The organism is Campylobacter showae, assembly GCF_900699785.1.
Lineage (GTDB): Bacteria > Campylobacterota > Campylobacteria > Campylobacterales > Campylobacteraceae > Campylobacter_A > Campylobacter_A showae_D.
In genome coordinates this window covers 2126208-2139379 of sequence record NZ_LR535679.1, presented here as the reverse complement: position 1 = coordinate 2139379, position 13172 = coordinate 2126208, and the positions used below count along the sequence as shown (strand labels likewise).

The 13172-nt window shown below is 46.7% G+C and carries 12 protein-coding genes and 2 tRNA genes; all 14 read right to left on the bottom strand.

Annotated features, from left to right (window positions below):
* Positions 1-383: 383 nt before the first annotated feature.
* Entirely contained in the window at positions 384-962 is a 579-nt protein-coding gene (locus E4V70_RS10520; protein WP_122862872.1) for a cytochrome C, read from the bottom strand.
* 268 nt (positions 963-1230) lie between these two features.
* Positions 1231-2157, bottom strand: coding sequence for a Dyp-type peroxidase (locus E4V70_RS10515; protein WP_122862871.1), 927 nt, complete (start codon positions 2155-2157; stop codon positions 1231-1233).
* A 219-nt stretch (positions 2158-2376) separates the two neighbouring features.
* A complete protein-coding gene (locus E4V70_RS10510; RefSeq protein WP_122862870.1) occupies positions 2377-3105 on the bottom strand; it encodes a response regulator transcription factor in 729 nt (242 codons plus the stop codon).
* A 65-nt stretch (positions 3106-3170) separates the two neighbouring features.
* Positions 3171-4265 carry a PAS domain-containing sensor histidine kinase gene (locus E4V70_RS10505; RefSeq protein WP_122862869.1) on the bottom strand — a complete coding sequence of 365 codons (1095 nt, stop codon included), beginning with the start codon at positions 4263-4265 and terminating at the stop codon, positions 3171-3173.
* Entirely contained in the window at positions 4240-5250 is a 1011-nt protein-coding gene (locus E4V70_RS10500) for a bifunctional 3,4-dihydroxy-2-butanone 4-phosphate synthase/GTP cyclohydrolase II (RefSeq protein WP_122862868.1), read from the bottom strand. Before E4V70_RS10500 ends, E4V70_RS10505 begins: the two co-directional genes overlap by 26 nt.
* A gap of 707 nt (positions 5251-5957) precedes the next feature.
* Complete coding sequence (locus E4V70_RS10495; RefSeq protein WP_122862866.1) at positions 5958-6401, bottom strand: helicase IV; 444 nt, start codon at positions 6399-6401, stop codon at positions 5958-5960.
* A gap of 61 nt (positions 6402-6462) precedes the next feature.
* Positions 6463-6537 (bottom strand) — tRNA-Met (locus tag E4V70_RS10490).
* Between the two features lie 12 nt (positions 6538-6549).
* Positions 6550-6624 (bottom strand) — tRNA-Gln (locus tag E4V70_RS10485).
* Positions 6625-6700: 76 nt separating this feature from the next.
* Positions 6701-7390: an MOSC domain-containing protein gene (locus tag E4V70_RS10480; protein WP_122862865.1), complete on the bottom strand. Its 690-nt coding sequence runs from the start codon at positions 7388-7390 to the stop codon at positions 6701-6703.
* A gap of 7 nt (positions 7391-7397) precedes the next feature.
* Positions 7398-8084, bottom strand: coding sequence for a DUF4230 domain-containing protein (locus E4V70_RS10475; RefSeq protein WP_122862864.1), 687 nt, complete (start codon positions 8082-8084; stop codon positions 7398-7400).
* Positions 8085-8309: 225 nt separating this feature from the next.
* Positions 8310-9521 carry a threonine ammonia-lyase gene (gene ilvA, locus E4V70_RS10470; protein WP_122862863.1) on the bottom strand — a complete coding sequence of 404 codons (1212 nt, stop codon included), beginning with the start codon at positions 9519-9521 and terminating at the stop codon, positions 8310-8312.
* A 175-nt stretch (positions 9522-9696) separates the two neighbouring features.
* Positions 9697-10089, bottom strand: a complete 393-nt coding sequence (locus tag E4V70_RS10460) for a CoA-binding protein (protein WP_122862861.1) — start codon at positions 10087-10089, stop codon at positions 9697-9699.
* Positions 10082-11215 (bottom strand): tRNA (uridine(54)-C5)-methyltransferase TrmA, encoded by a 1134-nt coding sequence (gene trmA, locus E4V70_RS10455; RefSeq protein WP_122862860.1) that lies wholly within the window; start codon positions 11213-11215, stop codon positions 10082-10084. Before trmA ends, E4V70_RS10460 begins: the two co-directional genes overlap by 8 nt.
* A 2-nt stretch (positions 11216-11217) precedes the next feature.
* Positions 11218-12912, bottom strand: a complete 1695-nt coding sequence (locus E4V70_RS10450; protein WP_172603259.1) for a Na+/H+ antiporter NhaC family protein — start codon at positions 12910-12912, stop codon at positions 11218-11220.
* Between the last annotated feature and the right edge of the window lie 260 nt (positions 12913-13172).

The window sequence follows — 13172 nt, the reverse complement described above, 5'->3', positions numbered from 1 at the left end:
CGACCTCCGAGCGGAAGCGCAAGCGCTCCCTGCACCCACCTAAAGTCCCTACTGCGTAGGGTACCCTGTTAAAATTTACTTCACAAACTGGCAAAGCCGGTCTTTTGCACGGACTCAAATTTAAGCTTTTACGCTCAAATTTGACCGCTTTCTAGTCCAGCGAGTCAAATTTGACGGCTAAAAGCCTCGTTCGCGCAACCTAGCCCGCAAAGCTGCCGCTCAAATTTAGCGCGCATCTCGTCTTACGCGCTAAATTTACCATCCGCCGAACCTTCAAATTCGGCGTTTAAAAAAACGGCTTTTATAAAAATCTAGCTCCCGCAAATCTCGTCCGTTTGGGAGCGCACCAGGCGTAAATCCTCGTCAAATTTACGCACCGCTTTTTACTTTTTCGCCACGTTCACGTCGGCAGAGTGCTTTTGCAAGTACTGTATTACCAGCCACTCGTCGTCTTTGTCGATTGCCGTTCGCGCGATCATCGATTTTAGCAGGTTAGGCCACTGATTTGCCTTGTAGTGCGTGGTTTGATGTAGCGAATGACACACTCCGCAGCTCTCTTTGTAAATCTCGCCGCCCTTAGCAAAAAGCCCGCCTAGATCGCTCGTAAAGCCGTCTTTTTGCGCATAGACCACAGTCTCGACCTCGTCCCATTTGCCGTTAGCGCCCTTTTTTACAACCTTGATCTCAGGCGTCGCGGTTTTGGCAAACGCCACGGCGATGACGCGCTCGGAGTCGCTAAAGTAAACGACGTTGCTAACGGCGGGATTTTGGTAGCCTTTAACGGAGATTTTCACGCGGTCGCCCTCGTTCGCTAGTATTTTTACGGCATTAGTCGGCAAGAGCCTACCTATGCTTTTTTGCGACGTCGCATCGGCGTAAACGTCTTTTACCGACGGGCTATACACCTCGCCCGCCGCAAATAGCGAACAGGCTAGCAAGCTTGATAGTAGGATTTTTTTCATTTTGCTCCCTTAAATTTAAGATGTAAAAGGATTATATAAGAAAAGTATGATGAAAGTATGATTTTATGAAAATATAATTTTATATTTGCGCGGTTCATGCCGTAAATTTGCAAGCAAAATTTGCAAATTTAGCGGTAAAAACTTACGAAAAAATACTAATCTCGGTTTTAAATTTTAAAAGCGAATTAGGCAAGGTTGTTAAAAGTAAAATTTAAAGCAGTAGCCCGCAAAACGCCCGAAATTTAGGAGGGTTCGCGGGCCAAAAATCCTACTCCGCGCTATAGCTTGAGAGCATATCAAAAGTAGGCGCGAAAAAGAGCGCTCCGGTCATCGCCGTACTAAAATCAAGCAATCTATCATAGTTGCCGCGCGGCTCGCCGATAAACATCTTATTTAGCATCGCTTCAACCGTCGAAAACGTGCTAGCATACGCGATAAAGTACGTCCCCGTCACGCTCCCCTCGACAAAAGGCATATTTCCGCGAACGACTTTTTTATCATCTCCTACGTTTGCCGCGGCGGAGTGCGAGTTGCTAGGCTTTTCATCCTCGCTCATCTCGATATCGTCTGCCTTAGTGCGGCCGATAACCTTTTCTTGCTCGCTCACGCTAGCTGCATTCCACTCTCTCATTTTGTGTTTATATTTTTGTACAAACACATAGCTTCCGCCCTTAAATTTCGCATCCTCGTCACCGACTTTGGCAAAATAATCTCTATCCTCGCCGTTTGGATTTTCCGTACCGTCTACAAAGCCGATGATCGCCCTGCCGTCGTGGTATTTAAAACCCTGAGTTTCGTCTGCGAGCTTGGCAAATTTAAAAAGCTCGGCCTTTATATTTTGCGCCATATCAAAGCAATCCGCCGCATCAAGCGCCCTAATATGCACATGGATATCGCCCGCGGTGCTTACGGCTTCGTGCTTGTCGCCTTTTATCGCTTTAAAATTTACAAGCTCTTTTGGTAGCGGTTGCGGGAGTCCTAGTTTTAGCCACGCGTCGCGCCCGATGCCGATTACGCAGTTTACGTTCGCCTCCGCGCCAAACCTTACTTTAGCCGTTTTGTTTAAATTTACAACCAAAGCGCAAAGCCTCTCAAAGCCCTTTTTACAGGCGTTTTCGTCGCCGCTTAGCAACCAAGTTTGAAAGACGGTGTTATTGCCCGGCGCCTGCGTGACTTCTTGCGAATTTATTTGCATATTTTCTCCTTAAAGTTGATTTTAAAATTAGCAATTCGCATTTTACGACTTAAATTTTAATTTATGCTGAATTTACGCTTTTAATAAAACGTAAATTTTAAACGGATTATAATCGCCGAGTTTTGTATTAAATTTATCATTGCGGTCTTTGCAGACGCCAAATTTAAAAGCGCCGCATTTTGTATTTAAACTATGAATTTTTGATTAAGCCGTCTTGCCTCAGATATAGCTCGTTTGACTCACGGTTCGTTGATTTTGCTCGGCTAGGATAAGCGCATATCCGCTGCCCTGCGCGTTTTGGATGAGTTCGGGGTAGAGTTTTTTGCGTAGTTTATAGACGAAGCTTCGTATCGCGTCGGCAGTGCAGCTACCATCCTGCCAGACGCACGACTCGATCATCTCAAAGCTCACGATGTGGCCCTGATTTTTTAGAAAAAGATGTAGTAAATTTTGCTCTTTTTTCGTTAGCGCCACGGGCTCGCCGCCCTTTGTTAGCTGCCTACTAAAGGCGTTAAATTTAAAGCCGTTTTTTAGATCGACCTCCGCGAAATCGTTTTTAAATTTATTCGCCGCAAAGCTCATTTGCATGATTAGATCGCGCTTTTCAAACGGCTTTTTTAGCACGCCAAAACTCCCTAGCTCTATCGCGCTAAGCACGTTCTCGTCGCTATCATATGCAGTGAGAAAAATAATGGGCACGTCTTTATCCAGCCCCCTTATGCGAGCCGCCATCTCAAGCCCGTTCATATGCGGCATGTTGATATCTGAAAGCACCAAATTTACGCCCTTTACTTCAAAAACTTCCAGCGCTTCTTTGGCATTTGCGCAGGCGTAAACCTCGCTCACGTAGTTTTCGACCGATATTTTGATACTTTCGCGCAGGCTCTCGTCATCCTCGACGATGAGCAAATTTACGCCGTTTAAGATATTTTTTATTTTGCTATACACGCTAGCCTCGTTTCTTGCTTGTGTTTCTTAAGTTTGCAAACTAATTTTCAAATTTATCGCCTCGTCTAAATTTCGCCCAAAAATAGCGTAAATTTAGTCGGATTCGCCGCACTTTCAAGCTCCAGCGAGCCGCCTAACTTTTTTACGGCGAGCTCCCTAGCTACGTTTAGCCCCGTGCCCGTGCCCATATTTTTCGTCGTAAAAAACGGCTCGAAAATTTTATCGCTATCCGCCTTGACTCCGCCGCCGTTATCGCTCACGCTCACGCAAAATAGCTCGCCCGCTCTCTTTAGCTCGATCAAAATTTGCGGCGTTTCGCATCCGCCCTCAACCAATGCGTCCTTAGCGTTTGAGAGCAAGGAGAGTAGGATCTGCCTCACGTAGCTAGCGACGCTTTTTAGCTCGTATTTGCCGCCCTCGTAGGTAAATTTTAGCTCGATACCGTGAGAGTTTAGCTCGGGTCTAACTATCAAAATAAGCTCGTTTATGATATTAACGAGATCAAATTTCACAGCCCCCTCGCCACTGGCGTAAAAATTTCTAAACGCCTTTATCGTTTCATCCATGAGCCTTAGGCTCTTTTTGCAGGCTGCTATTTGAGCGGGTATGCGCTCAAATTCGCCCTCACTCGCGCACTCCTCGATGTTATCTAGATACAGCCCCAGCGCGCTTAGAGGTTGGCGCTGCTGATGCGAGATGGAGTTTATCATCTCGCCTACCAGCGCGGTTTTGGCGTGAACTAGCACCGAGCGCCTTTGCTCAAGCTCCTTTTTTTCGAGCTCCTTTTCGTGCGTGACATCGGTGACCGCGAGGATAAATCCGTCAAATTTCACCCCGCCCTCAAGCACGTTCGAGACGTTTAGCCTGAAGCTTTTTTCACCCTTTTTTACGATAAAATCGCTCGAGTTTAGCGGGCTATTTTTGAGATTTTCAAAGCTTTTTAGCTCGCCCAGCCCCTGCGCCGCAGCGATCATATCGTCAAATTTAGCTCCGTAAAAAATTTTTGGCGTCAGAGCGAAAATCCGCTCGAATTTTTTATTTATAAATTTTATGACGCCTTTTTTATCCGCGTACAAAAGCCCCAAATTTAGCGTCTTGGCAAAGGCTCGCGCGACCTCGCTAGGCCCGCTTGCGTTATTCTTTGTAACCCGCGATATCAAGTCCAAAGCCCTTTAACGCAACAAAATCTTTGTTCTTATTCGCGCTTAAAAGCTCGATGCGGCTGACGCCTAGTTTGTGTAAAATTTGCGCCCCGATGCCGTAGTCCTTGACCTGTCCGCCGCACTTCTCCTCGCCTTGTAAAAACACCGCGACACCGCCGTTTTTAGCTAGATACTCGAGCGAACCGCGCAAATCGTCAAATTTATCCGAGCAAAGCAGCTCTACATCGCTTGAAATTTGATGAAATTTGACCGCGGTTTTATCCTTTATCTCGCCGAAAACAAAGGCATAGTGGCGCTCGCCCTTGTGATCTAGGATCTCGCATTTTAGGGCGTCAAAGCCTACTATCTTAGCCGCGCTTTTTTCTTTTATCTCGATTAGGCTTTCGTGTTTTAGACGGTACTGCACGAGCTCGGAAACCGAGACCATATTTAGCCCGAATTTCTCGCAAAACGCCTCTAGATCGGGTCTGCGAGCCATATTTCCGTCCTCTTTTACGATCTCGCAGATGACGGCTGCTTGCGTTAGGCCGGCAAGCTTGCATAGATCCACCGAGCCTTCGGTGTGTCCCGTGCGGCTTAGCACGCCGCCTTTTTTAGCGATGAGCGGGAAGATATGTCCAGGGCGCACGAAATCCTCCGGCTTTGACATCGGATCGGCCGCTAGGCGGATCGTGACGTCGCGCTCGTAGGCGCTCACGCCCGTGGTCGTGTTTTTGGCGTCTATGGTGACGGTAAACGCCGTCTCGTGGCAGGACGTGTTTTTATCCACCATTAAATTTAGCTCAAGCCTCTTTGCGATCTCCTCGTTTAGCGCAAGGCACAGCACGCCTTTTGCGTGAGTTATGGCGAAATTTACCTTTTGCGTATCGCTAAAGGTCGCCGCAAATACGAGATCGCCCTCATTTTCGCGATCCTCGTCGTCGACCATGACGACCATTTTGCCGTTTTTGATGTCGTTTATGGCCTGCTCTACTCTATCCATTGTTATTCCTTGTTTAAAATTTAGGATAATTATACATTTTTAGCTTTAAATTTAGGCTTTTACGCGGACTTGGATTGAGATTTTACGGACTTTTAGACGTAGTCAGACGCGGTGCAAACGAATTTTGGTTAAATTTAAACGAAGCGACCAGGCTTGTAAGTTTTTGTTTAATTTTTACGGATTTATCAAATTTGACCGATTTTGGGTATAACCCGCACCTTGAAAATGCTAATGTTCAGTTTAGCGATAATAATATGCGTGAGGTAAATTTTGCGCGTCTTTGTTTTGGTTAAATTTGCCAAACCTTTAAAAAAGGCAGACGGTAGGAGTTTGGCTGTTTTTATGACGACGACCAAATTTGATCAAACTCGCCGCCGACTGCTTACTATTTTGGAAAAAAATTGCCGACCTAAAAGTGCAGACACGCCTGTTTGACGTTACGCGAGCGGTAAGTCATCTTAACATCCTACCTCGCGCTTTACTCGCACGGTTTTATCACCCACTCCCAGACCGACAACTACGGTTGCGATACCGACACTTAAATCTGTTTTTTCGAACAACCGCAAACACTTTTAAATAGTCGATTTTCTAATTTAATAAATCTTATATCCGCCAAATTCAACCTCCTCTTTCTTGTATTTTGTACTAATCGACGCATTTGCATACAAATTTGCGACAAAGACGGAAGCATTTAAATTTGATAAATTTTACTGTTTTGGCTTGATTTGATATTTTGCGCCGAGCCTTGCAAATTCTTTAGCAAAAAATACGTTTAAATCGCGCAGGCTGTCGTCGTTCATTTGGATAAGTTTTAGGCGGTTTTTCTTATAAATTTTGATTTTTTTGCTTTTTCTTTTTAGGTATTGCGGCGTCTCAAGTCCCCAAAATTCGATATAAATTTTGCTTTGCGTAAGGTAAAAATCGCTAACGACGCGCTCTTTGGTCGGCGCTTTTTTCTCGTAGATAAAATCTATGCCGCGGTAAAACAGCCAATTTGCCACGATGAGCTCGGCACGGCTTTTTACCGTATCGCCGCTATCGCTTTTGTATCTAGTTTGCTTGATTTTTTGCTTTTTAAATAGCTTTAAAGTCAGCAAAATAATTACAATCAGTAGCAAAACGATTAAAATTTTTGGTACGTCAAAGCTCATAAGCAATTTTCTTTAATGCGAAATTTTGATTTTTCGGAGTAAATGAAGGAAAAATTAGATTTGGTTGCGGAGGACGGACTTGAACCGCCGACCTTCGGGTTATGAGCCCGACGAGCTACCACTGCTCTACTCCGCGATGAAATTTGAGTGGATGGGGTAAGAGGATTCGAACCTCTGGATGATTGGACCAAAACCAATTGCCTTACCGCTTGGCGATACCCCAGCCTGTAAAAAGAAAGGTGATTATATATATTTTTACCTTATTTGTCAAGCTTTTTGGCAAATTTTCGCCGTTTTTTTCAAAGTTTTTCCATAAAAGCCGTGCTATACGAGCCGTTTAAGCGTCTGTTTATATCGTCCTGCCAGCTTGCAGGCAGCGCTTCTAGCGCTCTAAATTTGGGCAATAAATCCAAATTTTCGCTCGGATTAAAAAATAGCTTGTTTATCTGCATTATGCTTAGAGCATTTTCGTTTTTTTGCAAGATCTCTACCTCGCAGCCGGCCTTGCACGACCCGTTTTCAAGCACTTTATAGTACCAGCCGGTTAATCCGGTGACAAAAATCTCTTTGGCTAAATTTGCATTTCCCCAGCGTTTTGCGAGCTTAAAACACGGTTTTCTAGGCTGGGTTACTTGCAGCACCAGCGAGCCGATTTTATGGACGTCGCCCACATTTACGCTAGTTTCATCTAGTCCGCTAACGGTCAAATTTTCGCCCATCGCGCCTAGCGGCAAATTTTTAAGCCCAAGATAAGCTTCCCACGCGGGATAGTTTTCTAGCGAATTTGCAAACACGGCTTTATTTACGCCGCCGTGATGCTTGGTGTCGGCGACCTCGTCGCCCTCAAAGCCAAGCTCGTTTGCGTAGATTTCGCCCGTCTGCGCATTTTTAAATATCGCCGAGCGCCAAGCCTTGCCCAGCTCGTCCGTGGCCGCCACGCTGCCGTACTGCCTTGCTTTACCTATCAAGAGCGCTTTTACGAATGCCATCTTGTCCTCACGCCACGTTTTGTAGATTTAGCCTGACCTGCTCGCCCTCGTCGTTAAACTCAAATCTCACCGCCCTAGCCCCGAAGCTCTTTGCGATCGCCTCTAGCGTGTCGCGCGCGGATTTGTGAATCTTGGACTGGAGCTGATTTATCAGGCGCACGGACATCTTTTCGACCTCGGCGCGCGCCTCCTCGATGAGCCTGTTTTTATCCTCCTCGCTAAAGCTGCTACCGAAAAATCCGTTTAGCGAATCAGGCAACAAAAATGGGATAAATTTGCCGTTTTTCTCGTCGTAAAATTTCATATTCGCGATCGAAAATTTGTATTTGCAAGGCGGCATCTTGATGAGATACTCCTCGCTCGCGACGTTTACGATCTCTAGGCGCGGGCTAGTTAGGTCGTAGATGAAATTTATCTCAAACTCAAATATCATCGAGAGCTTTTTCTCGCTCACTAGCCAGCGTAGATACTCCTTGCCGAAGCTGCCGAATGCATGGTCGGTCTTGGTCACGATCTCTTTGCTATAGACCTGAAAAACGGATAACTCGCCGATGGATTTTAGCTGCGATATCTCGGTGCTAATCTGCGTCGTAGAAGGCTTTTGCACAGTTTTTAAGGCTTTGTTAAATCTAAAAATCATAAATACGCAAATCGCTAGCAAAATCGCTAAAATAAGGCTTATAACATCTATCATCTTTGCTCCTTTAAAAGGCGATTTTAGCGAAATTCGTTAAAATAATCGTTAAATTTGAGCTTTTGGTTGTTTTACATCGGTATAAATTTGGATTGTAAATTTAAATTTAGCGAGCTTTTAGGGTCGGCGCGATTTGGCAAAACCCGCACCTTTAAGATACGGGTTTAAATTTGACTCAAATTTGCTCCAAATTTAGCAAGCAAATTTGAGCTCAAATTTAACCGCCTAAAACACCTGAATAAATTTAAAATCATGCTCTCTGAGCACTTTTTTAATGAGTTCTTGGTGATCCTCGCCCTTGGTTTCCAGCGTGATCGTGATATTAGCGTCGCCGTACTCTAGGCTCGTGGAGAAGCGGTCATAGTCGATTTTCACGATATTGGCATTTGCGATCTTTAGGCTATCGGTTAGGCTCATGAGCGCACCGGGTTTGTCGATCAGCGTGATTTGCAGCGCCATCTTGCGGTGGGATTTGATGAGACCCTTTTCGATGATGACGTTTAGCATTTGCACGTCGATATTTCCGCCGCTTAGCACGATGCCGATACGCTCGCCGGCTTTAAATTTGACCTTGTTGTGCAGGATGCTGGCTACGCCGACCGCGCCCGCGCCCTCGACCACGATCTTTTGCGTCTCGAGCAGGAACAAAATCGCGTTTGCGATCTCCTCGTCATCGACCTGCACGAACTCGTCCACGCACTCTAGGATATTTGCCAGCGTCGTCTCGCTAGCGTCTCGAACCGCGATACCGTCGGCGATCGTGCGCACGGTTTTTGAGTTTATGCTTTTTTTAGCGCTAAAGCTGTTAAACATCGCAGGCGCGCCCTTCGCACTCACGGCGACTACGCGAATGTCTGGGTTTACCTGTTTTACGCAGCTTGAAATACCGCTGATTAGCCCGCCGCCGCCAACCGGCACGACGATAGTCTCAAGCTCGGCCAGATCGTCAAGCATCTCAAGCCCCACCGTGCCCTGCCCGGCCATCACGTACTCGTCGTCAAACGGATGGATAAAGCTCATGCCCTGCTGCTTGGCGTATTCTACGGCGTAGGCGTAGGCCTCGTCGAAGTTGTCGCCCTTTAGGATAACTTCGGCACCTAGATCTTTTGTGCCTAGCACCTTTAAAAGCGGCGTGGACTCGGGCATCACGATGGTAGCCGGCGTTTTAAACTCGCGCGCCGAGATAGCTACGCCTTGGGCGTGATTGCCCGCACTTGCTGCGACGACGCCTTTTTTGCGCTCGTTTGAGCTTAAATTTGCGATTTTATTATACGCGCCGCGGATCTTGTATGCGCCCGTGCGCTGGAGGTTTTCTTCTTTTAGGTAGATGAGCGCGCCGCTTGCGAGGCTTAGTTTCGCACTGTAAGCAAACGGCGTCTTATACACGAAGCCGCTTATCGTGCGCTTGGCTTGGATTATTTTATTTAGAGAGATCATTTTGGCCTTTCGTTTTTTGTTTAAATTTTACTTTTCGTCGCTTTTGCTCGCGCGTTTATTTACCGTATTTTTGCTTACGTTTTCTTTATTTTTATTTATATTTTCGTTTTTGCCGTTATCTGCTACGTTTACGGCGCTACCTCAAAATCGTGCGTCACCGTCAAATTTAGACCAATCAAGCCTTTGAAGCTCGATTTTTTATACACTTATCCTGCACGAAATTTATCCCGTTTTCGCGCGCGACCGCTTCTGCTGCGTCGTTTGTTATGCCCAGTTGCAACCACAGCGTTTTCACGCCTTTTTTGACGGCGTCCTTTACTAGCTCGCTAGCAAACTCTCCCTTTCTAAACATCACGGCGATGTCGATATTTTCATCTATTTGGGTCAAATTTCTATAAACCTTGCGCCCTAAAATTTCATCAAATTTTGGATAGACGGGAAATACGTTAAAACCGCTCTCAATGAGAAATTTCGCCACCTCGTTGCTAGGCTTGCTCTCATCAGGACTAAGGCCCACGACCGCGATATTTTTAGCAGAGGATAAAATTTGCCTTAAGTCGCTAGGCATTTTTACTCCTTAAAAGCACGCCGCACTCGATGTGAGCTGTGTTTGCAAACTGATCAAAGACGGCAAATTTAACCGCCTCGTGCGTCGCGGCAAGCTGCGCTAGATCGCGTTTTAGACTTTGCGGCGAACAGGAGATATAGATGATATTTTCGTAGTTTTTGATGAAATTTATCACGCTCTCATCAAGTCCCGCGCGAGGCGGATCGACCAAAACGTGCGAGAAGTCGTAGCTAAAGATATCAAGCTCTCTTAAGCGGTTAAACTCGCGCTCGCGCCCAAACGCGCTCATTAGCTCCTCGGCGCTCATTCGTAAAAATTTAATGTTATCTACGCCGTTTAGTTCGCAGTTTTTAAGGGCATTTGCGATCGAGCCTTTGGATATCTCGGTCGCCAAAACGCGCTTAAATTTTTCCGCCATCGGGACGGTAAAGTTGCCGTGTCCGCAGTAAAGCTCGAGCAGATCCGCGCCGCACTCTACGCAGCCCTTCGCCCATGCGACCATCTTTTCGTTTACGGCGGTGTTTGGCTGGATAAAAGCTCCGTCGCCGAATGTAAATTTATAAATTTTACCGCCGATATTTAGGCTATCTAGCAAATTTAACTCGCCGCTTAGCAGCTTTTGCCCCTTTGCCCTTGCAGCGATCGTTACGCGGTGACCGGCAAGCTCGCGCGCTAAGCTTTCTATCTCGCTCTGCTCGGCCTCGCCTAGGCGCTTATGATAGAGCAGCGTCGCTAGTATCCCGCTCGCGCACGAGATAAACTCGGCGCCAAAGAGCCTCTCTTTTAAAATTTGATTTTTCATAAGCGCTTCAAGCAAACGCGGCATCAAATTTGCGATAGGAGCGGCTACTTTTGGGCATTCGTCTATCATAATCCGCTTGGTTTTGGCACCGTGCATCGTGTATGCTAGATCGACCGCGCTATGCCAAATATCGTGCCAAATTCCAAACTCCGCCCTCGTGCGGTAAGCGGCCCTCTGCGAGGCGAAAAACTCAAATTCGCCGCGGTAAAACGGTTCAAATTCGCGCCTTATGAGATCTTTTTTAAATTCAGCCTGCTCCTCATAAGGCATATCAAGAGTGCAGCTACCGCACTCTCCTAAAAATTTACAAAACTTATCGGGCAAATTTAAACCTTTTGCCCGACGAATCTAACCACTAATGCCGTCACCAAAAGCCCAAATGGAAGCACTATCCAGATACTTAGGCCAAGCGCGGTCGGGAAGTATCCCGCAAAAATACTAATCGCGCAAACGGCAAGCGCATAAGGCATCTGAGTCTGGACGTGATCGATGTGGTTACACCCCGCGCCCATGGACGAAAGTATCGTAGTATCCGAGATCGGAGAGCAGTGATCGCCGAATATCGCGCCCGTTAAAACGGCTGAGATATTTACTATCATATACGCGTGCAAGGCGTCGCCCTCTAGTCCGCTGTGCATGCCCACCGCGCTAGCTAGCGGTATCGCAAGCGGCATCAAGATACCCATCGTGCCGTAGCTGGTGCCGGTAGAAAAGCTGATAAACGAACCCAGCATAAAAATCGCCGCCGGAAGGACGATCTTTGGCGTAGACTGCGAAAGCAGATCGACTAGGTAGCGAGACGTGCCGAGCTCCTTGATCACCGAGCTAAGCGACCAAGCAAGAAGCAGGATGATGATCGTAGTTATCATGGTTTTCCAGCCCTTACCCCATGTCTCTATCGCCTCGCGCACGGTTAAAATTTTTCTATAAACGGCCATAAATATCGCCACTATCGTAGCTAACAAAGCTGACTGAAATAGCGCCACCGATGCATCAGCTGCGCCAAAAGTAGCCTGGAAGGTGTGGAACGTAAGCGGATGAGCCTTCGCGCTCTCAAGAGCCTCGCCCTCAAGCGAGCCCAAACCGCTAAAATAAAAGCTAACGAACGCGCCCAAAATAAGCACCAAAAGCGGCACGATCGCGTTTGAGCTTTGTAGTTTTATGTTTTCTTTAGGCTCTAGCGTCTTATCCTCGACGTCCTCTATCATCGCTCCGTCGCGTCTAGGGTGTAGTTCGCCCGCTCTAGCTCTGCGCTCGGCTTTTAGCATACCGGCAAATTCGCGCCCCATAAATGCGGTGCAGACGATAAAAAATAGCATGAAAAGATTGTAAAATCTATAAGGCATCGTCTCGACGAAGATGCTAAAAGCGTTTACGTTCGTTATGCCGATGAGCTCGTAGCCTTGTTTGATCAGCGAGATCTCAAGTCCGACCCAAGTCGAGATGACGGCTAGGCCCGCTATCGGAGCGGCGGTAGCGTCGATGATGAAGGCTAACTTTTCGCGAGAGACTTTAAATTTGTCCGTTATCGGGCGCATGATCGGGCCCACGATGAGGGAGTTCGCGTAGTCGTCAAAAAAGACGAAAAGTCCCATCACCCAGGTTGAAATTTGAGCCGAAACGCCTGTTTTAGCCTTTTTGCTCAGCCATATCGCCACGGCCTTGGTTCCGCCCATTTTGGTGATGAGCGCGACCACGCCGCCGATACAAAGCACCTGAAGCACGATGCCCGCGTTCCAGCTATCGGCCAGCGAGCCCACGACCCTTTTTACGATGTCGGTAAAGCCCTTTACGAAGGTCATCGGGATGCTTGAGTCGATGACGTTTATGAGAAACGTACCGCTAAAAACGCCGATAAACAGCGACAAAACGACGTCTTTGGTGATAAACGCCAAAACTATCGCCACCACGGGCGGTATGAGCGTCCAAAAGCCGAAAATTTCGGCATTTTTTTTCGCTACTTCGGGATCTACGGCTAGCGCCAAGATCGGCAAAAGCGACAAAAATAAAATCTTTTTCATCAAAAACTCCTTTTTGTTTTTCGTCGGTTTAATCAAATTTTCCGCCCCGCGTGCCATCGGTCGGTATTTAAGGCGTAAATTTAGCTAAATGCGGCTTAAATTTTTGTTTTAAATTCGCTTATCGGCCAAAAATTTTAGCCCTTTATTAAAATTTATGTTAGAAAAGAAGCTTTTGTGGAAATTTTGCTTAGCACGATACCAAACGGCAAATTTAAATTTGCTCGTAGTTTAGATTTTGTGGGAAATTTTAGCTTTGATTT